The 21,748-nt window shown below is 69.2% G+C and carries 21 protein-coding genes and 1 pseudogene; 17 read left to right on the forward strand and 5 right to left on the reverse strand.

The features are described 5' to 3' along the window. Positions 1–76: 76 nt before the first annotated feature. Together ACFWDI_RS33045 and ACFWDI_RS33050 are read right to left on the reverse strand one after the other, a co-directional pair. The gene (locus ACFWDI_RS33045) at positions 77–628 is read right to left on the reverse strand and encodes a nuclear transport factor 2 family protein (protein ID WP_385309728.1); all 552 of its coding nucleotides are present in this window, start codon (positions 626–628) and stop codon (positions 77–79) included. Continuing rightward, entirely contained in the window at positions 625–1,452 is an 828-nt protein-coding gene (locus ACFWDI_RS33050; RefSeq protein WP_385309730.1) for a class I SAM-dependent methyltransferase, read from the reverse strand. Before ACFWDI_RS33050 ends, ACFWDI_RS33045 begins: the two co-directional genes overlap by 4 nt. A gap of 474 nt (positions 1,453–1,926) precedes the next feature. Between ACFWDI_RS33050 and ACFWDI_RS33055 the strand changes: the two genes are divergently transcribed. The 4 genes from ACFWDI_RS33055 (at position 1,927) to pgm (ending at position 7,895) form a co-directional block, all read left to right on the forward strand. Beyond that, positions 1,927–3,420 (forward strand): APC family permease, encoded by a 1,494-nt coding sequence (locus ACFWDI_RS33055; protein WP_362686358.1) that lies wholly within the window; start codon positions 1,927–1,929, stop codon positions 3,418–3,420. 36 nt (positions 3,421–3,456) lie between these two features. Continuing rightward, positions 3,457–4,428: a hypothetical protein gene (locus ACFWDI_RS33060; RefSeq protein ID WP_385309732.1), complete on the forward strand. Its 972-nt coding sequence runs from the start codon at positions 3,457–3,459 to the stop codon at positions 4,426–4,428. 6 nt (positions 4,429–4,434) lie between these two features. Then, entirely contained in the window at positions 4,435–6,132 is a 1,698-nt protein-coding gene (gene paaN / locus ACFWDI_RS33065; protein ID WP_385309734.1) for a phenylacetic acid degradation protein PaaN, read from the forward strand. A gap of 122 nt (positions 6,133–6,254) precedes the next feature. Then, positions 6,255–7,895 (forward strand): phosphoglucomutase (alpha-D-glucose-1,6-bisphosphate-dependent), encoded by a 1,641-nt coding sequence (gene pgm, locus ACFWDI_RS33070; protein ID WP_385309736.1) that lies wholly within the window; start codon positions 6,255–6,257, stop codon positions 7,893–7,895. Between the two features lie 57 nt (positions 7,896–7,952). Here the strand turns inward: pgm and ACFWDI_RS33075 are convergent, their stop codons facing one another. Beyond that, positions 7,953–10,274: a collagenase gene (locus tag ACFWDI_RS33075; RefSeq protein ID WP_385309738.1), complete on the reverse strand. Its 2,322-nt coding sequence runs from the start codon at positions 10,272–10,274 to the stop codon at positions 7,953–7,955. 169 nt (positions 10,275–10,443) lie between these two features. Between ACFWDI_RS33075 and ACFWDI_RS33080 the strand changes: the two genes are divergently transcribed. From ACFWDI_RS33080 to ACFWDI_RS33095, 4 genes are all read left to right on the forward strand, one after another. Then, complete coding sequence (locus ACFWDI_RS33080) at positions 10,444–11,808, forward strand: aminopeptidase P family protein (RefSeq protein WP_385309740.1); 1,365 nt, start codon at positions 10,444–10,446, stop codon at positions 11,806–11,808. A 616-nt stretch (positions 11,809–12,424) separates the two neighbouring features. After that, a complete protein-coding gene (locus ACFWDI_RS33085; RefSeq protein ID WP_385309742.1) occupies positions 12,425–13,333 on the forward strand; it encodes a dihydrodipicolinate synthase family protein in 909 nt (302 codons plus the stop codon). A 16-nt stretch (positions 13,334–13,349) separates the two neighbouring features. Then, the gene (locus ACFWDI_RS33090; RefSeq protein WP_385309744.1) at positions 13,350–14,351 is read left to right on the forward strand and encodes a proline racemase family protein; all 1,002 of its coding nucleotides are present in this window, start codon (positions 13,350–13,352) and stop codon (positions 14,349–14,351) included. Between the two features lie 223 nt (positions 14,352–14,574). Continuing rightward, on the forward strand, positions 14,575–15,297 hold the full coding sequence (locus tag ACFWDI_RS33095) for a GntR family transcriptional regulator (protein WP_385309746.1): 723 nt from the start codon (positions 14,575–14,577) through the stop codon (positions 15,295–15,297). A 120-nt stretch (positions 15,298–15,417) separates the two neighbouring features. On the opposite strand, the gene ACFWDI_RS33100 is transcribed toward ACFWDI_RS33095, so the two are convergent. Continuing rightward, a complete protein-coding gene (locus ACFWDI_RS33100) occupies positions 15,418–15,795 on the reverse strand; it encodes a hypothetical protein (protein WP_385309748.1) in 378 nt (125 codons plus the stop codon). Positions 15,796–16,056: 261 nt separating this feature from the next. Between ACFWDI_RS33100 and ACFWDI_RS33105 the strand changes: the two genes are divergently transcribed. From ACFWDI_RS33105 to ACFWDI_RS33115, 3 genes are all read left to right on the forward strand, one after another. Continuing rightward, the gene (locus tag ACFWDI_RS33105) at positions 16,057–16,617 is read left to right on the forward strand and encodes a hypothetical protein (protein WP_385309750.1); all 561 of its coding nucleotides are present in this window, start codon (positions 16,057–16,059) and stop codon (positions 16,615–16,617) included. A gap of 54 nt (positions 16,618–16,671) precedes the next feature. Further along, entirely contained in the window at positions 16,672–17,175 is a 504-nt protein-coding gene (locus tag ACFWDI_RS33110; RefSeq protein ID WP_385309752.1) for a hypothetical protein, read from the forward strand. 77 nt (positions 17,176–17,252) lie between these two features. After that, positions 17,253–17,531, forward strand: coding sequence for a transposase (locus ACFWDI_RS33115; protein ID WP_385309754.1), 279 nt, complete (start codon positions 17,253–17,255; stop codon positions 17,529–17,531). Here ACFWDI_RS33115 and ACFWDI_RS33120 read toward each other — a convergent pair. Further along, positions 17,482–17,751 carry a WhiB family transcriptional regulator gene (locus tag ACFWDI_RS33120; RefSeq protein WP_385309756.1) on the reverse strand — a complete coding sequence of 90 codons (270 nt, stop codon included), beginning with the start codon at positions 17,749–17,751 and terminating at the stop codon, positions 17,482–17,484. The two genes, ACFWDI_RS33115 and ACFWDI_RS33120, sit on opposite strands and share 50 nt — an antisense overlap. Before the next feature lie 175 nt (positions 17,752–17,926). Here ACFWDI_RS33120 and ACFWDI_RS33125 point away from each other — a divergent pair. The 6 genes and pseudogenes from ACFWDI_RS33125 to ACFWDI_RS33150 all read left to right on the forward strand — a co-directional run. Further along, positions 17,927–18,112, forward strand: a pseudogene (locus tag ACFWDI_RS33125) (transcriptional regulator); the annotation flags it as partial. A gap of 275 nt (positions 18,113–18,387) precedes the next feature. Continuing rightward, positions 18,388–18,984 (forward strand): DUF5994 family protein, encoded by a 597-nt coding sequence (locus tag ACFWDI_RS33130; protein ID WP_385309758.1) that lies wholly within the window; start codon positions 18,388–18,390, stop codon positions 18,982–18,984. A gap of 5 nt (positions 18,985–18,989) precedes the next feature. Then, a complete protein-coding gene (locus ACFWDI_RS33135; RefSeq protein WP_385309760.1) occupies positions 18,990–19,205 on the forward strand; it encodes a hypothetical protein in 216 nt (71 codons plus the stop codon). Positions 19,206–19,805: 600 nt separating this feature from the next. Next, the gene (locus ACFWDI_RS33140) at positions 19,806–20,255 is read left to right on the forward strand and encodes an STAS domain-containing protein (protein WP_385309762.1); all 450 of its coding nucleotides are present in this window, start codon (positions 19,806–19,808) and stop codon (positions 20,253–20,255) included. Positions 20,256–20,311: 56 nt separating this feature from the next. Then, complete coding sequence (locus tag ACFWDI_RS33145; protein WP_385309764.1) at positions 20,312–20,914, forward strand: hypothetical protein; 603 nt, start codon at positions 20,312–20,314, stop codon at positions 20,912–20,914. Further along, complete coding sequence (locus ACFWDI_RS33150; protein ID WP_385309766.1) at positions 20,911–21,687, forward strand: GAF and ANTAR domain-containing protein; 777 nt, start codon at positions 20,911–20,913, stop codon at positions 21,685–21,687. The genes ACFWDI_RS33145 and ACFWDI_RS33150 overlap by 4 nt, the downstream gene beginning before the upstream one ends. Positions 21,688–21,748 lie beyond the last annotated feature (61 nt).

Consider the following 21,748-nt stretch of genomic DNA (forward strand, 5'->3'; position numbering starts at 1 on the left):
CGACCTACGGTCAAGGATCCTGCGTATCAGGCATGCTGGATGACGGTGTTGATCCGCGCGTCGGGCCCGACCGATGTCACCCCGACAGGGAACGCCGGTCCGTGCTCGCCAGCTCGTTGAGAGGGCCGTCGGTCAGCGTGGCGCGCTGGTCGATCGCCACCGGCAACCGCGCCATGGTGGAGGGCTCGATGAGACCCGCCTGCCCCAGGACCGATGCCTGGTCCCAGTAGATGCGCTCGCTCGCGATCAGGACGCCGTCGAACGACACGACCGCGATGACCGCGATGCTTATAGCTCTCCCCGTCGGGGCCACACCGGGGAGGATCCAGGGGACTTCAATGTCATGGGTGAACGAGACCAGCATCTCGTCGGCGATGCGGTCGTCGCCGACGGTCCGGGTCAGGGTCGCAATCGTGAAGTCCCGTGGATTGCGGCCGATGAACCAGCGTCGGTAGAAGTCGCGCACTGGCCCCCTGCCGCGGGCGCCCATGGCAGTGGGCACATGGAGCACCGCTGGTGCGTCCGTCATGGTCTCCATCGTCGCGTCGACGTCCAGGGTGGCGAACTCGCTGCTGGTGTGGAGCTCCCATACGCGCTCCAGCTGCGAGCGGACGGAGTCGGTCGTCATGGAAGAGCCTCCTCGGGCTTCCATCCCCAAGCGGTGATCAGTCCAGGTGAGAGTGCGGCGCATTCGGACGAGTCGAGCGAACGGACGGCCGCGTCGATCGTCGCTTCGTCGACCAGCCCGGTGTCCACGATGCTTGCCCTGGCCCGGTCCCAAGTCTGCGCCCAGAAGCGGCTGATGGGGCTGCCGGGCAGCAGGGGAGGTACATGGATCTCGGCCGCGACGGAGGTGAGACCCGCGTCGCGCAGCAGTCGTGGGTACTGCGGCACCCAGGAGACGTCGGTGCCGATGGTGTTCCGCAGGCCTTCCCACATCGCTCGCATGACCTCGGTGTACGGAGTGCTGGGGGCGCCTGCCGTCGTCAGGTCGACGGCGTCGCCGAGAACCAGCACACCACCCGGGGCCACCAGCTCGCAGAGCTTGGTGATCATGCGCCGGTAGGAGGGCAGATGCATGAGGACGAACCGCGCGTGAACCAGGCGGAACCGGCCCGGGTCGAAGTCCGGGGCGCTGATGTCGGCCTCCAGTACTCGGAGCCCGTCAGTGGGGGACGCCGTGAGGAAGCGTACGTCGCGGTCGACCGCGAGCACGGAGGCGACCCCGGCCCGGCGCAGCAACTGCCTTGCGACGGTGCCGGTGCCCGCTCCCACGTCCAGGCAGTGCCAGCCCGGGCCGACTCCCAGCTCTGTCAGCCGGGCCAGGGTGGTGGCGTCATAGGCGAGTCCGCCAAGGTCGATGCGCTCGGCCTCGCCGCTCTGCTCGGGCCTGAATACCGTTTCTCCGTACCGCCTTGGGGACGGAGCATCGTCATGGCGGGGCACAGACACGTACGCGTCACCGCCTTACTTCGAGGCGTCGCGCGAGCGGGGTGCTGCGGGGCAGGGGGCGACAGGGGCAGCCACCGTCTCGTGCTCCTTCATTATGACCGTTAAGACCGGTCGCTTCCTGTCGCGCCCGGCGCGGTACCAGTCGGCCGGAGAACGGCGGGGCCGGCAGCGTGGGCCATGCCGTAGAAGGACGGGTCCGGCTCCGGCCGGATGGCGTGCTCGCAGAGCCGCGTGCGGCCGCATCGCATGAATGTGGATATTCTGCTGCTCGAACTCTTGCAAATTCACATTCATTTCGGCAGGATCTGCCGAGTCCACGCCGGTCAGCCGCATATCTGGCTGCCCGTGGACCCATGGGTCGCTGAAACGACACACCCTGACCTCTTCGTCAGCCCCTGGCGGGCCTGCTGTCCCATGGGGGAGCACCGCCGGATGCGCCGTTGTGGTTTCACTTGAAAGGCACGTCCGTTGAGCATGAGATCCGGCATCGGTGGCGGTCTGCGGGCGGATGCCCTCAGCACGTACGACATGGTGGTCATGGCCGTCGCGGGCTGTGGTCCGGCCTACACGGTCGCCGGAACGATTCCCGCGCTGATCGCCGCCGTCGGTGTGGCAAGCCCCGCCGCTCTGCTCTACTGCGCGATACCGGTGATCGGCATCGCCCTGGCCTACCGGCAACTTGGCCGCGTGGACCCCAACGCGGGGGCCGCATACAGCTGGGTCGCCCGGTCGTTGCACCCCTTCCTCGGGTTCCTGTGCGGCTGGTCGCTCGTGGTCGCCTGCACCGTCTTCATGGCGTCCAGCACCGTGCCCGCCGGCAATGCGACGCTCTCACTCGTCGCGCCGAGCCTGGTCGGTGACCCGGTGCTGGCCGCGGTCGTCGGCTCCGGCTGGTTCCTCCTGATGGCAGGGGTGGTGGCGTACGGAGCCCGGATCGGAGCCCGCGCGCTGGCCGTCATCACCGCCGTACAGCTGTTCCTGCTGATCGGCTTCGCGGTGGCTGCGCTGCTGTCCGACGGGAGCGGGGCGGAGTTCTCCCCCTCCTGGTTCGGCTTCAGTCACTTCGAGGGACAGGAGTCCTTCGTGACGGGCGCGCTGATCGCCACCTTCGCGTACTGGGGGTGGGACGTGACCAGCAATCTGGGTGAGGAGACCCGGCGCGGCTCGCGTGGTTCGGGGTTCGGCGGGGTCATCGGTGTGGTCCTGGCGTTCCTGCTGTTCGCGCTGATAGCCGTCGCGGTCAATGTCCTCATGACGCCGACCGCCGTGTCGAGCGCCCCGGAAGGCATTCTGATCGCGCTCGGTCAGCAGGTCTGGCCGGGTGTGGGCGGCACGCTGCTGGTGCTCGCGCTGCTGCTGTCGACGGTCGCCATGCTGGAGACCGCCCTCATCCAGGCCAGCCGCACCCTGTTCGCCATGGGCCGGGACAGGACGCTTCTCCCCGTCCTGGGCCGTATCCATGCCAAGCGGCATACGCCGTGGGTGGCCACCGCCACCATCGCGGTGGCCGCAAGCACGCTCGCCATCGTCGAGGCCGCCCGGCTGAAGCCCGGCGAGTCGCTGCTCTCGGACGCGGTCAGTGGCGTGGGTCTGCAGGTCACCTTCTACTACAGCCTCGCCGGACTGAGCGCCGTCGTCGTCCACCGCAAACTGTTGCGCACCTCCGCGTCCAACTTCCTCCTCATGGGACTTTGGCCGCTGGCCGGCGCGTTGTTCATGCTGTGGATCATGATCGAGTCCGTTGCCTCCCTGAGCACGTCGGCGCTGATCATCGGGTTCGGCACGCTCGCCCTGGGACTCGCGCCGATGCTCACGGCATGGCTCCGGCAGCGGCCGTACTTCGAGCCCGGGCGCCTCGACGCCGACCGGGCGCGCGCCATGGACGATTCCTTCGGCGGCGCGGACTCCGACGAGACGCACGCCGTCAACCTGACCAGGAACCAGGACGAGCTCCTCACCGACTTCTGACTCCAGTTCCGCCTTCTCATTCAAAGGACGCCTGCCATGGCCCCGGCCTGGAACCGAAGACGCTCCGCGGCACCTCACTACGACCAGACCTTCGGCGACAAAGCGCTGTCCGCCGCATGCGAGGACATGGTCATGGGCCGCTGGGAAGGCGCACACGATCTGCTGGCCACCGGCCCCCACAAGGACTGGGACCGCCGCAGCCATCGCATCCGGCTGCTCGCCCACACCGCCGCCGACAAACGGATCGTGGAAGCCTGGCAGACCGCCCAGCCGAACAGCGCGGACGCCGTCGTACTGCGGGCGGACACCGAGGTGATGCGGCTTTTCGCAGCCGCCCGTACGGGAACCCTGCCCGGCCCCGACAGCCTGGACCGCACGGCCCACATCTGTCTCAACGCCTCCGAGGCCTTCCCTGAGGACCCCCATCCCTGGGTATCGCTGATCACGCTGGGCCGGCTGTACGGCAGCGGGACCCACTCGATGAACCGGTGGTGGCCGGAACTCCTGGCCCGCGACCGGTACCACCGCGAGGCGCACCATCAGGCTCTGCGCTACATGTCGGCGCGCTGGCACGGCTCGCACGGCCAGGCCTACGCCTTCGCCCGTGACTGCGCGGTCTACGCACCGGCCGGCTCCCCGTTGCTGGTCATGCCGCAGATCGCTCGCGCGGAGGAGTTCCGGCACCGCACCGCCGAAGGGGCCAGGCCGCACACCATGGTCGGCTACTGGGCCGGGGAGCGCTGGGACCTGCTGGAGACCATGGAACGCTGGATAGCGGTCCGATCCCCCATCGAGGGGGCGCAGGACGTCGCCGATCTCAACCATCTCGCTCACGGTCTCGCGCACGCCGGACTTCTCGTCGAGGCCGCGACGGTCTTCGATCTGCTCAAGGGACGGGCCACCCGGGCGCCGTGGTCGTACACGGGCGACGCGGAAGCGGAGTACCTGCGCTGGCGCGAGCGGGCGTCCCGTGCGGCGGCGGAGCAGTCGGATCCCCGGAAAGGCTGACCTCTGATGCGTACCGGCTCCTTCAACGAGGGCAGCCTGCTGGAACAGGCGATGCAGGCTGCCGTGAGCGGGGCGACGTTCGCTCCGTTCACCGAGGGGCCGGCCGGTGCTGTCGACCGTCGCAGAGGGGCGGCGCACAGTGCGGGAGCGGTGTTCCGGTCGATGCTCGGCAAGGACTTCAGCCTGGGGCAGCCCGGTGCCCGTGAACGGGTGGGGACCGAGTCGTCTCCGTACGGCTTCAGCCTGGGCGTGCGCTATCTCCGTTCCGAACCCAGTGAGTTGGTTGAGGCGGCGGTGCGGGCGACGGCGGGCTGGCGTGCGGCGGGACCGCGGCGCCGGGCCGGGCTCGCGGTGGAGATGCTCTGCCGACTCCATGACCGTAGCCATGAGATCGCGCACGCGCTGCATCACACCACTGGGCAGGCGTACACCACGGCCCACCGGTCGGGCGGTCCGCACGCGCAGGACCGGGGACTCGAGGCGGTGGCCCATGCGCTGGCCGAGTCGGTGCGCAGACCCGCCGCCCTGTCCTGGGAGCATCCCGGCAAGTTGGGCGGACCCATGCAGATGGACGGCACGTGCACTGTCGTCCCGCGCGGCGTCTCGTTGCTCATCGGCTGCCCGGACTTCCCCACTTGGAACGGCTACCCGGGCCTCTTCGCAAGCCTGGTGACCGGGAATCCGGTGATCGTCAAGCCCCACCCCCGCGCGGTCCTGCCGCTCGCGCTGACCGTACAGGTCGCCAGGGACGTACTGGCGAAGGCGGGGCACGATCCCAACGTGGTGACACTGATGGCGGAAAGGCCCGGTGAGAAACTTGCGTCCCGGCTCGCGACCGACCCCGCGGTCCGACTCATCGACTTCACCGGCTCGGCCCGGTTCGGCGACTGGCTGCGGCGCAACGCCCGTCAAGCCGGCGTATACGCCACACCGGTCGGGGCCAACACGGTGCTGGTGGACTCCACCGACGACTACCGCAGAATGCTGCGCGAACTGGCGCTGTCCCTGTCACTGTGCAGCGGCCAGAGCTGCACCGCGCCGCAGAACATCCTGGTGCCTTCCGGCGGGATCACCACCAACGAAGGCCACAAGCCCATAGGGCGGTTCAGCGTCGATCTGGGCCGCGCCGTGAAGCGGCTCCTGGCGGATCCGAGGCGTGCGGCAGGGATCCTCGGGGCAATCGGCAGCGACCGCATCCGCAGCTCCCTCACGCATGCGGCCGAATGCGGGGTGGTGGTGCACGCGTCCCTGCCGGTCGCACACCCCGACCATCCGGCGGCGGACATCCGTACCCCGCTGATCGTCCGGCTGGAGGCACACGACGAGCAGGTGTACTCCCGCGAATGGGCCGGGCCCGTCTCCTTCGTGATCGCCACCAAATCGACCTCGCAGAGCCTGGACATCTTCCGCCGCACCGCGCGCGGACACGGCGGCCAGTACGCCACGGTCCACTCGACGGACCCGCTGGTCCTGGGGGCCGCCGAGGCGGCATCGCTCGACGCCGGAGTACATCTGTCGGAGAACCTCGCCGGTAATGTCTTCATGGACCAGTCGGCGGTGTACGGCGACTTCTGCGACGCGGGCGCGCCCGCGGGCGCTCACACCTCCCTCGCGGACCCCTCCTTCGTCACCGGCCGGTTCCGTGTCGTGCAGGCCCGCCGCCCTGCGGCCCCGGTACTGGGCGTGAGCTCTGTCGGGGCGTAAGAGCCCCTCGCGCGGCGCATTCCCCACTGTCCTATCCGTCCGAGGCGCGGTCGCATGAAACGCCATTGAGGCGCGATCATTGCCTGGGGCCGAGACACCGGTCGCGGAGGAGGAGTGGACTGATGCTGAACGAACGCGCGGGACAGCCGGCGCGGCCTGAGGATCTCGTCGATGTCGCCCGGCTGGTGACCGCCTATTACGCGTTGCACCCCGATCCCGCCGACCCCTCCCAGCGCGTCGCCTTCGGCACGTCGGGGCACCGCGGGTCCTCCCTCGCCACTGCTTTCAACGAGGATCACATCGCCGCGACGAGCCAGGCGATCGTCGAGTACCGGGCCCGTCAGGGCACCGACGGGCCTCTGTTCCTCGGCGCGGACAGCCATGCGCTGTCGGAACCGGCCCTCGTGACCGCCATCGAGGTCTTCGCGGCCAATGGAGTGACCGTACTGATCGATACCGAAGACGGTTACACCCCCACTCCGGCCGTGTCGCACGCGATCCTTACCCACAACCGCAAGCGTGCCTCCGGGCCGGCCGACGGTGTGGTGGTCACCCCCTCGCACAACCCGCCGGCGGACGGCGGGTTCAAATACAACCCGCCGAGCGGAGGGCCGGCCGGCTCCGAGGCAACCGGTTGGATCCAGGAGCGCGCCAACCAGATCATCGAGGGAGATCTGAAGGATGTGCGCAGGCTGCCCTACGCCCGCGCGCTGGCCGCGTCGACCACCGGGCGGTACGACTTTCTCGGCTCCTACGTGCGGGACCTGCCGTCGGTACTCGATCTGGACGCCGTGCGCGCCGCGGGCGTGCGGATCGGTGCCGACCCCCTGGGAGGTGCGTCGGTCGCGTACTGGGGCCGCATCGCCGAGGAGCACCGTCTCGACCTGACGGTGCTCAACCCGCACACCGATCCGACGTGGCGGTTCATGACCCTCGACTGGGACGGCAAGATCCGGATGGACTGCTCCTCCCCGTACGCGATGGCGTCACTGATCGAGGGCCGCGACCGCTTCCAGATCACCACCGGCAACGACGCGGACGCCGATCGGCACGGCATCGTCACGCCGGACGGCGGACTCATGAATCCCAATCACTACCTCGCCACCGCGATCGACTATCTCTTCAGCCACCGCGAGCAGTGGCCGGCCGGTGCCGGCGTCGGCAAGACGCTGGTGTCGTCCGGCATGATCGACCGGGTGGCCGCCGACCTCGGCCGCGAGCTGGTCGAAGTACCCGTGGGATTCAAGTGGTTCGTGGACGGGCTGGCCGAGGGCACCCTGGGCTTCGGCGGTGAGGAATCCGCCGGTGCCTCCTTCCTGCGCCGCGACGGCTCGGTGTGGACCACCGACAAGGACGGCATCCTGCTGGCGCTGCTCGCGTCCGAGATTCTGGCGGTGACGGGGCAGACACCGAGCGAGCACTACGCGTCGCTCACGGCCCGGTTCGGCGAGCCTGCCTACGCCCGCGTCGATGCTCCCGCAACCCGGGAGGAGAAGGCTGTGCTGAGCCGCCTCTCCGCCGACCAGGTGACAGCCGACTCCCTCGCCGGGGAGCCGATCACCTCGGTGCTCACGCACGCTCCGGGAAATGGGGCTCCCATCGGAGGTATCAAAGTCACGACGGACAACGCCTGGTTCGCCGCACGCCCTTCGGGCACGGAGGACGTCTACAAGGTGTACGCCGAGTCCTTCCTCGGACCCGAACACCTGACCCGTGTGCAGGAGGAGGCACGTTCCCTCGTCTCTGCGGCCTTGGGCGGTTGACCTCCTGGGTCGTACGGCGGTTGCGCCACGCGCCGTACGGCCCAGGGGCTCATTCCGTCAGCTGCGCAGCGGGCCGTCGCAGGTGTAGTCGGCAGTGCCGGCGCGGCCGTCCGTCCAGAGGTCGACCTTGCCGAAGTGGCAGTTCATATCGGCCAGGTTGGTGGACGCGGGGCGAGTCCGATCCAGGATGAAGTAGTCGACCGTCTCGGACATGTCCTTGAAGATGCGGTCGGGGCTCGAGGCGTCGGTGAGGCTCGCGGTGATCCGGCCGGTGCAGACGAAGCGGGGCGTCGTCGGATCCGGTGCGGTCGCGCAGGTGGGACTGAGCTGGGTGGCGGTCGCGAAGGAAGCGCGGACGGCTTCCGCCGAGGAGTCCCTCAGCCGGTCGTTCGGATTGAACGTGGTGTTCGGCACGAAGAGCTTGTCCACCTGGGCGATCTGTAGGTCCAGGAAGCTGTCGTACGCGCGCTGCACCGCCGCGTCCCCGCCCAGGCGGTTCCGCCAGGCGTCGAAGCCGGCAGGGTCGTCGGCGCGCAGGTACCCGTACATCTCGCGGATCAGCGAGGGCCGCTCGGTCCACAGGAACTCGAAGAAGGTGCCCGCGTAGTCGTAGAAGCGGAAGCCGTCCCCGTCGTAGGTGGCGTGCAGCAACTGCTGCACGGTCATGCGCGGTCCGCCGCCCGCTGTGTCCTCGATGACGCCCTGCACCAGTGACTTGCGCACGGCGATGCCGTCGTCGCGGGTGCCGCCGTCGAAGAACTCGGCCGTGCCTTCGTCCATCGCGGTCGTGCGGTCGTCCTGGTACCACGGTCCCTCACCGAAGTAACCGGGCACAGCCCAGCGGCCGTTGAGGTAGTGCGTGTACTCGTGCCGGAAGAGCTCCTCCAGGGTGAGCGAGGAGTCCTGCGGAACGCGCCGCTGGTAGGTGTAGAAGGTCGCGCCGCGCTCGATGTAGACGCCGCCGTTGTTGGTGCCCATCCCGGTGAGCAGCGGGTGGTACGTCTCGTAGTCGGCGCGCGAGGCGTAGAGCACGATGTTCAGCGAGGTGTTGGTGTCACCGGCGAGCGGCGCGTCGGTGCCGAGGACGCGGTGGAACTGCGCCTTGACCTGCTTGCTCGCGTAGTAGAGCTGATCGACGGTGGCCCGGGCCAGGGCGGTGCGGACCTTTATGGCGCCGTTGTCGTAGCTGTAGGTGTACGGGAAGATGCGGCGCTCGATGTCGTCCTTGCACACCCCGTACGGCTTGCATGCCTCGTAGAAGTTGAGCCAGCCCGCCACCTTGGCCCAGGGCTGGCTGCCCTCGCCGAAGTTCCGCGTGGTGACCGGCAGCAGCCCGCCCAGGCCTGAGACGGTCTCGGTCTTCAGTGCCTCGATCTGGCCGAAGCGGCCGTACTCGCCGAGCGCGTCCCGCACCACCCACTCGTTCGCCGTGCCCTTGAGATGGGTGTATCCGGCGAACTTCTTGAAGGCGTTGCGGTAGGTCGTGTTCCGGGTGACCAGCGTGCGGAAGGAGGTGTCGTTGTTGCCCGGGTAGATGCCCAGGTAGTTGACGGAGAGCCCGGCGAGCGCGGCGCCGCCCCACGCCGGGTCCTTGTAGGTGGTGGTGTGGTACTGGTCCAGGGTGGCCAGCACCTTCTGGATCAGACCGATCTGGGAGTGGCGCAGCCCCGGGCCGCTGCCCGCGTAGAGACCTTCGCGCAGGGTCTCGGCATTGGTGCGTGTCACGGTGAAGGAGCGGGCCGCCGTCCCGAAGGCGTTGATGGCGCGGCGCATGGCCTCGGTGGTCGGGGCGTCGGTGACGTCGATCTCGCCGCGTGAGAAGTCGTGGTAGACCACGGCGTGGAGGTAGGTGAACATCTCCAGGAGATGACTGCCGTTCTTCCCGTCATGGGCCGGGGAGAGCGTGGATATCCGTCGGGAGACGGCCTGGACGTGGGCATCGGACATGACGGGGGCGAGGCGGGCGTCCCAGGTCCAGATGAGGTTGCGCAGACAGCCGTCGGCGGTGACGGCCGGATCGGCGAGGAAGTCCGCGAACTGCTCCGGGCTCAGACGGGTGATGCCGTCCAGTGTGCAGGGAACTGCGAGAGCGCCGGCCGCCTTCTTTGGCGTGCCTGCCGTACGGGCGCCGGGGACACGGCCCTCCGGCAGCCCGCCCGGCGCGGGCGCGGTACGGGTCGTGAAGGTGGGTGCCGTGGCGAGGCGTTCCACCTCGTCCTGCTGGTTGTGGCGTTCGACAGCCCCGGCGGGAGCGGCTGCCCGCTTCGGCTGGACGGGCGCCGCCGAGGCCTGGCCGAGCGGTGCGAGGGGGGCCAGCAGCGCTGCGGCCGTTATCACCGCGGCCAGCAGGGGTCTGGGGGCGTATCTGTTTCGAGACACCGATGTCTCCTGAGGGGGGTTTGGGGATGAAGTTCCGTGTCACAGGCGGCAGTTGAAGCGAGAGAGGCGCTGCCGCCATGTGACGTGTAACGTAGTAATGTGAAATTGCACTGACAACCCCTGTGCACACTCCACTTCGCCGGAACCTTGTCCCAGGGAGACGAATCCGATGACCGAACAGGCGCTCCGCACCGGAAGTCACGATCTGACGCCTTCCGCCGAGTTCCAGGCCGCCATGGCCCGCGACTGGGCCGCCAGCCCGCTGCCCGGCGAGCTCCTTCTGCCCGCCGCCCGGTTCACCCCCTCCCGCCGCGCCCGGCTGTCCGCCCGCTTCCCCGGCGAACGACTGATGATCCCCGCGGGTGAGCTCAGGGTCCGTTCCAACGACTGCGACTACCGGTTCCGCCCGCACAGCGCGTATGCCTGGCTGACCGGACTGACCGGGGAGGACCAGGCGGGGCATGTGCTGGCGCTGGAGCCGTCGGGGCCGAACGGCCACGACGCCGTGCTCTACGTACTGCCCCGCTCCCCGCGCGACGACAGCGAGGAGTTCTACCGGGACCGCCGCTACGGCGAGTTCTGGGTCGGCCGGCGCCCCGACCTCGGCGAGGTGGAGCGGATGACCGGCATACCCTGCGCGCACCTGGACGTGTGGGGAAAGCTGCCTCCCGGCCGGGACGCGTCACGCGACGCCGAACTCGCCTCCGTGCTGAGCGAATTGCGGCTGATCAAGGATGTCTGGGAAGTGGACCAGCTTCAGCTGGCAGTCGACCACACCGCGTCCGGTTTCGAGGACGTTGTCAGGGCACTGCCGCGTGCGCTCTCGCATCCGCGCGGTGAGCGCTGGATCGAGGGGGTCTTCGGGCTGCGCGCCCGAGCCGAGGGAAACGGCACGGGTTACGACACCATCGCGGCATCCGGCGCGCACGCCTGCGTACTTCACTGGATACGCAACGACGGCGCGCTGGACCCGCAGAAGCTACTGCTGCTCGATGCGGGCGTGGAGACCGGCTCCCTCTACACCGCCGACATCACCCGCACCCTTCCGCTGTCCGGGCGCTTCTCGTTCCTCCAGCTGCAGGTGTACGAGCTGGTGCTGGCGGCCCAGGAAGCGGGAATGGCCGCACTCAGGCCCGGAGCGAGCTTCCGGGACTTCCACCGGGCGGGCATGCGGGTGATCGCCGAGGGACTGGCCGAGTGGGGAATTCTGAAGAGCCCGGAGGGCGATCTGCACCGGCGCTACACCCTCTGCAGCAGCGGCCACATGCTCGGACTCGACGTCCACGACTGCGCGCAGGCCCGCGTCGACACCTATCTGGACGGTGTACTGGAGGAGGGCAACGTGCTCACCGTGGAGCCGGGCCTGTACTTCCAGCCGGACGACGAGACACTGCCGGCGGAGCTGCGCGGCATCGGAGTACGGATCGAGGACGACCTGGTGATCACCGAGGACGGCGCACGGCTGATGTCCGGCGCGCTGCCGCGGACACCCGAAGGGATCGAGTCCTGGATGGGTGCGCTTCTGGAGGGCTGACCTCCGCCCCATGGCGGGCGTCCGGCCGATCTTCGCAGCACCTTGGCAGGGTCAATACCATGTGACATATTACTCGGTGTCCACAGGAAAATCCCCGGACGTCGTCATCGGGGCCGGAGTGGTCGGCGCGGCCTGTGCCTTCCGCACAGAGCCGGCGGCCCCGGCAATCGCCCCCAGCTGTGCGGCACACCAGCCGTCACCGAGACGCTGCGCCGCCGCCGGGCCGGGATGCGCGCCTTCGCCGACGCGGTCGGCGCCGCCCACGCTCCCGGTCCGGGGTGGGCCGGCCGGCTCACCGGCGACACCGACGTCTGCCGCTGCGAGGAGGTCACTGCGGGCCGGATCCGTGCAGCTGTGGACGGCCTCGGGGCCGCGGCTCGCGCAGCGTCAAGCTCATGACGCGCGGGCATGGGCTGATGCCAGGGCCGTATGTGCGGCGAGGCCGTGGCCTGCCCCGCAGGCGGAACCGAGTCCCCCGAACGCCGGCCGCTCGCCACTCCGGTCCCGCTCGGTGTACCGACCGGGGTCGACCCCGCCGCTGAACCAACTCTGCGAACCCTTGCACACCCCGTAGGAGTGTTAATAAAATGTCACACCTCATCGAAGGGGATCCTTCATGACCTCCCACTCCTGGAGCAGCGCCCACCCGTGGCGCGGCATCATGGTCGCCACCGCCCTCCCGCTGCGTGACGACCTCTCCGTCGACTTCGACGCGTACGCCGAGCATGTCGCATGGCTCATCGCGAGCGGCTGCGACGGCGTCGTCCCCAACGGATCCCTCGGCGAATACCAGACGCTCACCGACGACGAGCGGGCCCGCGTCGTCCGCGTCGCCGTGGATGCCTCCGGTGACGGAGCCCGGGTCATGCCCGGCGTCGCCGGCTACGGCAGCGCCGAGGCCCGCCGCTGGGCCGACCAGGCGGCCGAGGCCGGCGCCGGCTCGGTCCTGCTGCTGCCGCCCAACGCATACCGCGCCGACGACCGTGCCGTACGCGCCCACTACGCGGAGGTCGCCCGGAGCGGACTGCCCGTCGTCGCGTACAACAACCCCCACGACACAAGGGTCGACCTCACCCCCGAGCTGCTCGCCCGACTGCACAGCGACGGCAGCATCGTCGCCGTGAAGGAGTTCAGCGGCGATGTCCGCCGCGCATACCAGATCGCCGAACTCTCCCCGGACCTCGACCTGTTGGTCGGCGCCGACGACGTCCTGCTGGAGCTCGCCGTCGCCGGAGCCGTCGGCTGGATCGCCGGCTACCCGAACGCCTTCCCGACCACCTGCACAGAGCTCTACCACGCCGCCGTCGCAGGCGACCTGGACACCGCGCTGCCCCTCTACAAGTACCTGCACTCACTGCTGCGCTGGGACTCCAAGGCCGAGTTCGTCCAGGCCATCAAGTTGTCCATGGACATCGCCGGGCGCCGCGGCGGCCCGGTCCGCCCGCCACGCTTCGCGCTCACCGGCGCCGTCGAGGCCGCTGTGCGGGCCGCCACCGACAAGGCCGTCGCCGACGGCCATCACTGACCACAGGGGCCCACGCATGCGTACTCGCAATGTCTTCCATGCCGTCGACTCGCACACAGAGGGCATGCCGACCCGTGTCATCACAGGCGGCGTCGGCGTCATCCCCGGCGCCACCATGGCCGAGCGGCGCCTCCACTTCATCGAGCACCTGGACCACATCCGCACGCTACTGATGTACGAGCCCCGCGGCCACGCTTCGATGAGCGGGGCGATCCTTCAGCCGCCCACGCGTCCCGACGCCGACTACGGAGTCCTCTATATCGAGGTCTCCGGACTGCTGCCGATGTGCGGACACGGCACCATCGGCGTCGCCACCGTTCTGGTGGAGACCGGCATGGTGCCCGTGACCGAGCCGGTCACCCGGGTCCGCCTGGACACCCCGGCCGGTCTGGTCTCCGTGGACGTACACGTCGAGGACGGCTCGGCAAATTCCGTCACCCTCACCAATGTGCCCGCCTTCTGTGTCGGCCTGGACCGCGCGGTGGATGTGCCGGGGTACGGGAAAGTGACGTACGACCTCGCCTTCGGCGGCAACTTCTACGCCTTCGTCGAACTCGACGCGCTGGGACTGCCCTTCGACCGGGCCCGCAAGGACGATCTGCTGGCCGCCGGACTGGCGATCATGGAGGCCATCAACACCGCCGACCGGCCGGTCCACCCGGAGCAGCCGGAGATCGGCGGGGTCAAGCACGTATATCTCGCCGCACCCGGCTCGGACGCGCACCGGTCCCGGCATGCCATGGCCATCCACCCGGGCTGGTTCGACCGCTCCCCCTGCGGGACCGGCACGTCCGCCCGGATGGCGCAGCTGCACGCCCGCGGCCGGCTGCCGCTGCACCGCGACTTCGTCAACGAGTCCTTCATCGGGACCGAGTTCACCGGCCGACTGATCGAGGAGACGACCGTGGGCGGGCTGCCCGCCGTGGTGCCCACGATCACCGGGCGCGCCTGGATCACCGGCACCGCCCAGTACTTCCTCGACCCGGACGACCCGTTCCCCGGAGGCTTCCTGCTGTGACCACCGCCGCCCTGCCGGATCAATGCCGCGTCCGCCGGCGTCGACTTCCATGTGCCCTTCGCGGTGCGCAGTCCTCCGGCCGTGGGACCGCGCGAACAGCACCGCGCGACCCTGGAGTTCCACTCCCCCGGCCGCACCTACGTCCTCGCGTCCACACCCTCGCACCTGCGAAAGCAACGTGACATTGTACCCTGGTGATCCGCGGCAGTACGGAAGGAACACCATGGGGCACCTGAAGCAGCGCAACCTCATCACGACCCGGGAACGGCTGCGCGACCAGGTGGCCCACGCCCTGCGAGCCGCGCTCATTTCCGGTGAACTCCGCCCGGGCGAGGTCTACTCGGCGCCGGGGCTCGCGGAGGACTTCGGCGTCTCCGCCACCCCGGTGCGCGAGGCGATGCTCGACCTGGCCCGCGAAGGCCTCGTCGAGCCTGTACGCAACAAGGGGTTCCGGGTCACCGAGGTCAATGAGCGCGACCTCGACCAGTACACCGAGATCCGCACCCTGATCGAGGTGCCGATGGTCGGCCGGATCACCCGCAGCGCCTCCCGCAAGGACCTGGAAGCGCTGCGGCCGGTGGCCGACGAGATCGTCCGCGCCGCCCGCGAGCACGACCTCATCGGCTACCTGGAGGCCGACCGCCAGTTCCATCTCAGCCTGCTCGGTCTCACGGGCAACGAGCGTCTCGTCGAGACGGTCGGCGATCTGCGCAAGCGTTCCCGTCTCTACGGACTGACGGCCCTGGACGAGCGCGACCAGCTGCTGCCGTCCGCCGAGGAGCACCTGGAGCTCCTCGATCTGATGCTGACCGGTGACGCAAAGGCCGCCGAGGCCTGCATGACTCGGCACCTGGGCCATGTGCGCTCCCTGTGGGCGGAAGGCCGTAAGGACGCCGAACCCCCCGCAGCGCGCCGGCCCCGGCGGAAGTCCGCCGCCGCGGGCTGACAGCAGGGGCGGCCCGGCGGGCTTGTGGCCGCCGGGCCGCCGGGCCGCCCCGGGACTACGTGGACGTCACTCGCCCGGATACGCGCTGCGGATCGAACGGCCTGACTCCTGCGCGTTGTTCTACTTGCTCTCCTTGAAGCACACCACGAATGACTCGGCGCCGACCTGGGTGAGGGAACCTGTCGCGCCGGTGACGTCCGAGCACGCGAGAGTGCCGGAGACCGCGTCCTTGACGGTCTTGAGCACGGTGTAGTCGGCGTGGGCATCCGTGCAGCCGAGCTTCTTGACCTCCGGGGTCTCTGTGGTCCCGGTGTTCTGGAAGCAGTCGCCCGCCTTCAGTGTCCCGGCGTCGTCCTTCGAGTCGTGCGGACCGAAGACGGAAAACGCCACCAACCCCGCGAGGACGACAACCAGCCCCAGCAGGACCAGACGGTTGCGCTTGCGGGGCGCGTCCGTAACCAACGCGATCGGCTCATGCAGGGGCGGAGTTGCGGACACGGGTGGTGCTACCTCCGACGGGGTGATGGACAGACAGGCGCAGGCGACCCTAGCAACCCACCCGTCACCCTTGTTGATCGCACCCTGTCGGGCCGGACGGGAGTAGCGCCGGCATCCGGAGGAGCGATTCAGCCTATTCCCCTACAATTGTCATGATTAGTTCCGATTGTTAAAATTCGAGCTACCCGCACCCCGAGGGTGGCCGCGACGCTTCGGTCACTGCACTCGGAACCTGCCCTCGGCTGCCCAGTGGAGGATGCGATGGACACGACGTGGACGATCGTCATCATCGTGGTTGCCGTGATCGTTGTGGTCCTGGTGGCGCTGGCCGTGCGGAGCATGGCGCAGCGTCGACGACTTCAGGAGCGCTTCGGGCCGGAATATGAACGCACCGTCGAAGCGAAGGACAGCCGTCGAGCGGCCGAGCGTGATCTGACCGCACGAGAGAAGCGCCACGAGAATCTGGAAATCCGGGCGCTGCCGTCGACCGTCCGGGACCGGTACGCGCGGGACTGGGCCAGCGTGCAGGAGCACTTCGTGGACAGCCCCGACCAAGCCGTGGGCGAGGCGGACCGGCTTGTCACCACCCTGATGAGCGAGCGCGGCTACCCGACCGAAGGGTACGAGCAGCAATCGCGCGACCTGTCTGTCGACCATGCCCGCACGCTGGAGCACTACCGCGCGGCCCACGAGATCAACCTGCGCACCGGCAGCAGAGACACCTCCACAGAAGAACTGCGGAGCGCGATGGTCCACTACCGGGCACTGTTCGAGGAACTACTGAAGGACGACACCACTTCATCGGATGAAGGACGCCGATGACCGGCGAGCATTACAACATCCCGTCACTTACCAGTCCATGGAGGTGGAAGCGACATGCAGGGAGAAGGCGGATTCGGGCGCGAGGACCGTGTCGCACCCGGCGAGGAGAGGCTTTCCACTGAGGACATAGCCCGGCCCCAGACAGAGCCTGCGGAGCCACCGCCCCTGGACGACCCGATGCCGGTCTCCGAGCCCGGCCGCGCGGAGCCGAGAAGCAGAATCACGGACGCGCCCGGTGACCAGCGGCCCGCCGCCCATGAGCCCGCCGGATCGGGGCAGGAGGACGCAGCTGTTCCACTCCTCGGGTCCCGGGAGGCGGAAGAGCTGCGTTCGCGGTGGAGCCAGATCCAGCAGGGCTTCGTCGATGACCCTCAGGAGTCCGTGCGGGCAGCAGACGGGCTGGTTGCCGAGGTCATGCAGCTGCTTGCTTCGACCTTCGCCGACCACAAAGAGAGGCTCGAAGGGCAATGGCACCAGGGGAATGAGGTCGCCACCGAGGATCTACGCATCGCCCTGCGGCAGTACCGGTCCTTCTTCGACCGCCTGCTCACCACCTAGGCAGGACTCCGTCAGGTCTTCCCGACGACTTCCTCAGGGAGCATGTTGGACCTGTGGATCTACGCCAAGTAGAGGGTATGCGGCGCGAGTTGGCGGAGTTCGTGACTGGTGTGTCGCCGCGGCGGATCCCCGAGCGGAGGGGGCCGTTGATCGGTCCGGGTGCCTGGGTGGTCGATGTGTCGTTTCCCAAGGACGGCCGTATGCCGGTCGGCGTCGCCCCGACGTACTGCGGAGCCTTGGGCAAACAGGCCAACCGCCAGGTCGCCGTGAGCGTGCACGCGGCTCCCGACGTCTCCGCCACCACGGCTAGCCGGCGCTCCGCACCTGGGACCGCCGCCGGGCCGTCCGGCGCTTGAGCGCCCGGCGCTCGTCCTCGCCGAGTCCGCCCCACACACCGGAGTCCTGGCCGTGCGCCATGGCCCACTCCAGGCACGACTCCTGGACCGGGCACCGGCGGCAGACGGACTTGGCCTCGGCGACCTGAAGCAGAGCCGGGCCGGTGTTGCCGACGGGGAAGAACAGGTCGGGGTCTTCGTCGAGGCATGCCGCTTCATGACGCCAGTTCTCGTTCTCCACGGGAGTTCCTCCTCCATTCGCAGATGATTGTCGGTTCCCTTACGGGTCACCGACGATCGCCCGCTGAAACTGCCGAGGCGCATGCGAATGCTGGACTGTCCGAAATCCGGCCGGTGCGCACCGGGGGTCCCGCCCTGTCGGTCGGCATCGGCCGGCATCGGAGCGCTGTCCCCGGACGCGCGGCTGCGGCAGCTTCGACGTACCCGTCGGCAAGTCGGCGCTCAGCCACCACTTGTCGGTGCTGGGCGCCGCCGGTCTGGGCGAGCAGCGCGACCAGGGCCCCAGACGCCTCAACCGGTTGAGGCGCAAGGAGTTCGACGCCCGCTTCCCGGGACTGCTCCACCTGGTCCTGCGCGAGGAGGCCTGGCAGAGCGTGATCATGGCAGCCGACATGCGCGAGTGGCGCAATCACGATGCCGTCGACGCGAAGGCGCGCCGGGCGGCGTCCCATCTACTGACGGCGGCGACGGGCTGAGAGGTTTTCAGCCCGTATCCCAGCTACGGTCCGTCGGGCTCCGGCCAGGAGTACCCTGGACTTACCGAGGACACTTCGTACACCAGCTTTCACGCTGGTGTCGTTTTCGGCGATTCACGACACCGGGCCGGTTTCAACCGGCCCGGGGCAGGGTCCGCGTCATGACCGCAACCATGTTGGACAAACCGGCGGTCGAAGACCGGACCTCTTCGCTGCCCCTCCGACTCATGCTGGCGCCGGCCGGCACCGCTCCTGCTCTGATCGACGGTGCGTGGTGGCCACGCTCCCGCGACTTGACGGCGGAACTCCCCGCGCTCACCGCACTACTTGACCCGCTGTGGGGGCGGATCACCCGCGTCACGGTGAACCCCACGTTCTGGCCGGTCATCCCACGGAAAGTGCCCGTCGCCGGGCATGTAGTGCATGTGGGCTGGTTCAAGGCCGAGCAGGACCCGCACAAGCTGCTGCTGCTCTCCTACACCACCGGCCGCTGGGACCTGCTGGTGATCCCGCCGGAGACGGGCCCGGCCACAGCCGCCCGGCTGATGGCCGCGGCCACTGATCCATCGCAATGTCTCACCGCGAGCGGCCTGATACAGGAGGCAGAGCTCTTCCGAATCGCGGCAGAGGCCGACTGGGACTCGACCCGCGAGACGGTCTGGGACTCCGAAGGCGGCCATGACACCCGCCGCCCGACCTCTCGTACCCCCGCCGGGGCAGTCATTGACCACGTGGCGACTCCGGCGGAAGGCATGTGAGGGGCATGGAGATCTTCGCGACGGTGATCGTGCTTCTGGCGATGATTGCCGTGGGCGTCCTGGCGATTCAGCTCTTCACCACGCGCCACGACGATCGCATCGCGACCTTGTCCTCCGGCCGTGCCCGGCCGCCGGGCAAGGGTTCAGGGCGGACCGCCGCAGCACGCAGCGCGACGAGCGGACTGTGGCGGCTCCGGCCGTGGCGTCGCACACGGGAGTGAGTCGTGAGAACGCGGGAGTGAGAGGGCGGGGAGTGAGTCGTAGGAGTGAGTCACCGCGCACAACCGGTCGCCCCCAAGCCCCCGATGGTCCCCCGGCAAAGCGGACGCCGGCGCTGAGCGCAGCGATGCCTTCCCTCGTCTGTCGGCGGCTCCGAACGTGACTCCGCAGCCGATTGCCCTTCGGCCCTGCCGCGCGTGCCCGGATCACCGGCCGCCGCACTTCGCGATTTGTGCCCAAGTGCCGTGCAGTGCAGCAGATATGCACACGCGGCACCGGTGCCTGTCGGGAAGCGCCCGGTCAGTGAGAATGGCTGGCTGCCAGCCGTCCATGGCCCGGGTCAAGGGCTACTCTGCTGTGTAGACGTCCCAGACCCCGGCGGCATGTTGCTGCTCAGCACAGATGTCTGCGGGGAGCGGATCCTGAGTCCGGTCGCCCGGCGCATCCCCTGGTGGGTCCCGATCCTGGTGCACAGGCTGTTGGACCGGCCATTCGCCCGCCTCCGCCGAAAGTACGCCCCTACCGGGAGCGCACCAAGAGGAGCCGGAATCCGGCTCCGCCGCTTGACTGTGCCCGGCGGGTCCCCCTGAAACCGAGGCGTCATGCCCCTACCGCGACTGACCATCCACCGGCACGACAGCGAGAGCCGGGCGCTGATCACCCTGGCCGGTGAGATCGACCTGGAAACGGCGCCGCTTGTGCGCGAGACGTTGAAGCGCTGCCTGCGCGACGGCATCCGCACCGTCGACATCGACCTGGCCCCCGTCTCCTTCTGCGACTGCAGCGGCCTCAACGCCTTCCTCGAGGCGTCGCAGCACGCCACGACGGCGGGTGGGGCCCTGCAACTGCACTACCCGCCTCCGACGCTGGCTCGGCTCGTCGAACTCACCGGCTCCGGATTCCTGCTCCGCGGCCTTCCGGACCTTCAAGGACCACCGCCTCGCCGGGAGGGCATCGTCGCCATCACTCCAGCCCAACTGTCTGCTCCTTTCCACTCGGCCCCCCATGGGCCTGCTCCGGCCGTCACTGCCGCCACGGGCGGTGTGCTGTGACGGCCCGCCCTTCGCGAAGACGCCCGCGGGAGCGGGAAGATCACGCGTCGTCCGCCATGAGCGCGATTCGCCTGCGCCGGCTCAACCGCTGGCAGGCCGAGGGCTTGAAGGAGGACCTGGCGGACCTGTACGTCGAGTCCACCGACACGGCCGCCGGCGAGGAGTACCGCAACCGCCAGGCCTTTCTGCGCCGCCTCACAGATGACGTCCGGAGGCCGGGGTTCGCCATGCTGATCGCGGAGACCACCACACTGGCCGGCTGCGCCTTCGGATGCCCCGTACGGCGCGACGGCTCCTGGTGGCGTGGCTTCGACGGAACGCTGCCGCAGAGCATCGAGCAGCTCACCGCATCCGGGCATGTCTTCGCCATCACCGAGATCGTGGTCCACCCGCACGAGCAGGACCGCGACCTCGCCCGCCGACTGCAGGAGCGACTGCTCGCCGACCACCAGGCGTCGCTCGGCGCGACCCTGGTGGATCAGGCCGACCGCGCAACGTATGCCGCCTTCCAGTCCTGGGGATGGCAAGAGATCGGAGAAGTACGCAGACCGCCCGGCCCGGCAGTGACACGGGCGCTGGTCCTGGCCCTTGGGGAGCGAACAGCGGCCACTCCGGACGGCCTCGCCCACAATGCCCGGACTCAGCGGCCGGAGCGATGACCGGCAACCGGTCGGCACGGATCCGCGTGCTTGCGGCCGAGCAGGCGGCCCTGCGTGGTGCCCGGGTCTGCGTGGTGGATGTGTGCACCGCCGCCGTGGCGGCCCTGCCGGTCGGCGGGGCCGGGGTGTCCGCGATGTCGCGGACCGCAGCCAGTCACCCCTTGTGCAGCACCGACGACATCAGCGAGCAGCTGGAAGAATTGCAACTCACCCTCGGTGAGGGGCCGTGCGTGGACGCCTTCGTCCTCGGCACAGCCGTTCTGACACCCGATCTGCGCGCCGGTGAAGTGCGGGGCCGCTGGCCCGTATTCGCCGATGCGGCCCTGGAGGCCGGAGCGGGCGCGGTCTTCGCGCTCCCCCTGCAGATCGGGGCGATCAGTCCGGGAGTCCTTGACCTCTACTCCAGCCTGCCCATCGAGCTGACCGCGGAGGAGCTGGCCGATGCCATGGCTTTCGCCGACACCGCGACCCTGGTCCTGCTCGATGTGCAGATCGAAGAGTCGAATACGCCACCCGTCGGGATCCCGCCGGACGGGCCTTCCGAAGACCTGGGCAGGTACCGGGCCGAGATCGACCAGGCCACCGGCATGCTCACGGTGCAGCTCGACGTCGGCATCGAGGAGGCATTCATCCGGCTGCGCGCCCACGCCTACGCCCACGGACGCCGGCTCGCCGAGGTAGCCGCCGACGTGGTCGCCCGCCGACTCCAATTCCCCCCGGACACAGCCACGGACACGGACACGGACGCGGGTCAGGCCGACGAGGATCCCTGACGCAGGAGCCGACCAATGAACGTGCTCACTTCCCGCCCCTCCCCGGCGGGAGTAGCTTCGA

Origin of the sequence: Streptomyces sp. NPDC060064, assembly GCF_042736455.1 — a bacterium.
Taxonomy (GTDB): Bacteria; Actinomycetota; Actinomycetes; order Streptomycetales; family Streptomycetaceae; genus Streptomyces.

Excerpts from the sequence above, each read along its gene's own strand:
- paaN (WP_385309734.1), top strand. The coding sequence starts at position 4,435 with ATGCGTACCGGCTCCTTCAACGAGGGCAGCCTGCTGGAACAGGCGATG.
- pgm (WP_385309736.1), top strand. The coding sequence starts at position 6,255 with ATGCTGAACGAACGCGCGGGACAGCCGGCGCGGCCTGAGGATCTCGTC.
- ACFWDI_RS33110 (WP_385309752.1), top strand. The coding sequence starts at position 16,672 with ATGCAGGGAGAAGGCGGATTCGGGCGCGAGGACCGTGTCGCACCCGGC.
- ACFWDI_RS33150 (WP_385309766.1), top strand. The coding sequence starts at position 20,911 with ATGACCGGCAACCGGTCGGCACGGATCCGCGTGCTTGCGGCCGAGCAG.
- ACFWDI_RS33060 (WP_385309732.1), top strand. The coding sequence starts at position 3,457 with ATGGCCCCGGCCTGGAACCGAAGACGCTCCGCGGCACCTCACTACGAC.
- ACFWDI_RS33130 (WP_385309758.1), top strand. The coding sequence starts at position 18,388 with ATGACCGCAACCATGTTGGACAAACCGGCGGTCGAAGACCGGACCTCT.
- ACFWDI_RS33085 (WP_385309742.1), top strand. The coding sequence starts at position 12,425 with ATGACCTCCCACTCCTGGAGCAGCGCCCACCCGTGGCGCGGCATCATG.
- ACFWDI_RS33080 (WP_385309740.1), top strand. The coding sequence starts at position 10,444 with ATGACCGAACAGGCGCTCCGCACCGGAAGTCACGATCTGACGCCTTCC.
- ACFWDI_RS33135 (WP_385309760.1), top strand. The coding sequence starts at position 18,990 with ATGGAGATCTTCGCGACGGTGATCGTGCTTCTGGCGATGATTGCCGTG.
- ACFWDI_RS33145 (WP_385309764.1), top strand. The coding sequence starts at position 20,312 with ATGAGCGCGATTCGCCTGCGCCGGCTCAACCGCTGGCAGGCCGAGGGC.
- ACFWDI_RS33055 (WP_362686358.1), top strand. The coding sequence starts at position 1,927 with ATGAGATCCGGCATCGGTGGCGGTCTGCGGGCGGATGCCCTCAGCACG.
- ACFWDI_RS33045 (WP_385309728.1), bottom strand. The coding sequence starts at position 628 with ATGACGACCGACTCCGTCCGCTCGCAGCTGGAGCGCGTATGGGAGCTC.
- ACFWDI_RS33105 (WP_385309750.1), top strand. The coding sequence starts at position 16,057 with ATGGACACGACGTGGACGATCGTCATCATCGTGGTTGCCGTGATCGTT.
- ACFWDI_RS33140 (WP_385309762.1), top strand. The coding sequence starts at position 19,806 with ATGCCCCTACCGCGACTGACCATCCACCGGCACGACAGCGAGAGCCGG.
- ACFWDI_RS33095 (WP_385309746.1), top strand. The coding sequence starts at position 14,575 with ATGGGGCACCTGAAGCAGCGCAACCTCATCACGACCCGGGAACGGCTG.
- ACFWDI_RS33090 (WP_385309744.1), top strand. The coding sequence starts at position 13,350 with ATGCGTACTCGCAATGTCTTCCATGCCGTCGACTCGCACACAGAGGGC.
- ACFWDI_RS33115 (WP_385309754.1), top strand. The coding sequence starts at position 17,253 with ATGCGGCGCGAGTTGGCGGAGTTCGTGACTGGTGTGTCGCCGCGGCGG.